General features: G+C 61.5%; 2 protein-coding genes. One reads left to right on the forward strand and one right to left on the reverse strand.

The genetic code is table 11. The annotated features are described in order from the left end of the window. The coding region (locus ACRX4W_RS09705) for a hypothetical protein (protein ID WP_432300264.1) at window positions 1-228 on the reverse strand (228 nt) is incomplete at its 3' end. 191 nt (window positions 229-419) lie between these two features. On the opposite strand from ACRX4W_RS09705, the gene ACRX4W_RS09710 reads away from it, so the two are divergent. Then, complete coding sequence (locus tag ACRX4W_RS09710; RefSeq protein ID WP_118270995.1) at window positions 420-1,511, forward strand: beta/alpha barrel domain-containing protein; 1,092 nt, start codon at window positions 420-422, stop codon at window positions 1,509-1,511. Window positions 1,512-1,614: the final 103 nt, after the last annotated feature.

Genomic DNA, 1,614 nt, shown 5'->3' on the forward strand with positions numbered 1-1,614 from the left:
CTCGACCTTCTCCCTGCTGTACATGCGAACCTCCAGTCCGGACCGCCCCGCGGTCCAACTTTCTGTCCGCACCCCCTCCTGCTGGTCACGGTGCTGCTTAAGTGTCTCACGTTCCTTGCGCTCGGCTCTTTTGCCTTTAATGGCCGTAACCACAAAGTAGATGACCGCGGCGGCTACGATTGCGCCCACACACAGGCCAATCGAGCCCAACATTGCTGTAAATTCCATTCCGCGTCACCTCTCTTTTAAACGGGACTTTCAAGATAGCACCTCAATACCCGCCACCACAGCTCCTTCACGTTCGCCGGCCCTTCGGTCTAACGGATGGCACGGCGGGGAAAAATCAACTCGTCAAACGATTTAGCAAGCACAACGCTGCCGGCACCTTGCAGGCCACCATCGCATAGAATCGAGGATCCATGGATACCCTCAACGACCTAAACGAGCGCGTCGACGCCTTCGTCGGCACCAGCTCCTTCGACACGCCGGTCACGGCAAACGACCAAGCCCCCATCGATGTTCCCGCCGAGGTTCACGAGGACATCGTCGCCTCGGTCGACTTCTCCGAGGTAGAACTTGCAGACGAATTTACCGAGCCCCAGGTGGCCGTAACTCCCAACGGCCTTTTGCCCATGGAGCCGCTGCCCATCGACGGGCGTCTGCGCAAGGCGGCTCTCCGCATGCCCGATGAGATCGAGGAGGCCAGCGGCTTTACGCTCTTCGGTCGTCGTATCAAATCGCTTATCTACACCACCGACGTCGCGGTCATCCGCAACTCCAACGCCGATGCCGTCTTTGCCGTTTATCCCTTCACGCCACAGCCGGCCATTACGCAGGCGCTGTTGACCGTCGCCGAGTGCCCGGTCTTTGTAGGCGTGGGCGGCGGAACTACGACCGGTAAGCGCTCCGTACAGATGGCAGCCGTCTCAGAGATGCAGGGCGCGGCGGGCTGCGTGGTCAACTCCCCCGCCACCGCCGAAATGATCGAGCACATCACCAACATCGCCGACATCCCCGTCATCGCCACGGTCGTACGTTGCGACGACGATGCTCACGCCAAAGTGCGTGCCGGAGCCAAGATCCTCAACATTGCGGCCGGCAAGAACACGCCCCAGGTCCTGCGCGAGCTGCGCGAGCACTATCCCAACCTGCCGCTCATCGCACCGGGCGGCAAGACGCCCGAGAGCATCCGTGAGACCATCGCCGCCGGCGCCAACGCCATCATTTGGACGCCGCCTTCGGCCCAGCAGCTGCAGACCGACATGATGCAGCGCTACCGCAAGATGAAGGAAGACGCCACGCCTGTCATCTCGCGCGACGATGTGCCCATTATCGACCAGGTCGCCGCCGCCGAGGTCAGCCAGGTCGAGAATATGAATCCCGACGTGCCGATTCCCGACGAGGTCATCGAGCGCGTCGCTTCGATCCACGATCATATCGAGGAACGTCGCGCCAACCGCGGACTCAAGCCCTCGCTGCACGGCTTCTTCTTCCGCGGAAAGAAACGCTAACCGCAACAGCAAGGCCCGCCCCGCAATGAACTGCGTCCCAAATCTTGGACGCCCTAAATAGCGACTAGGCCGCGAGGGCCTGATTCCGGAACTCCTCCGGGGT

Source organism: Collinsella aerofaciens, assembly GCF_964283865.1.
GTDB lineage: Bacteria > Actinomycetota > Coriobacteriia > Coriobacteriales > Coriobacteriaceae > Collinsella.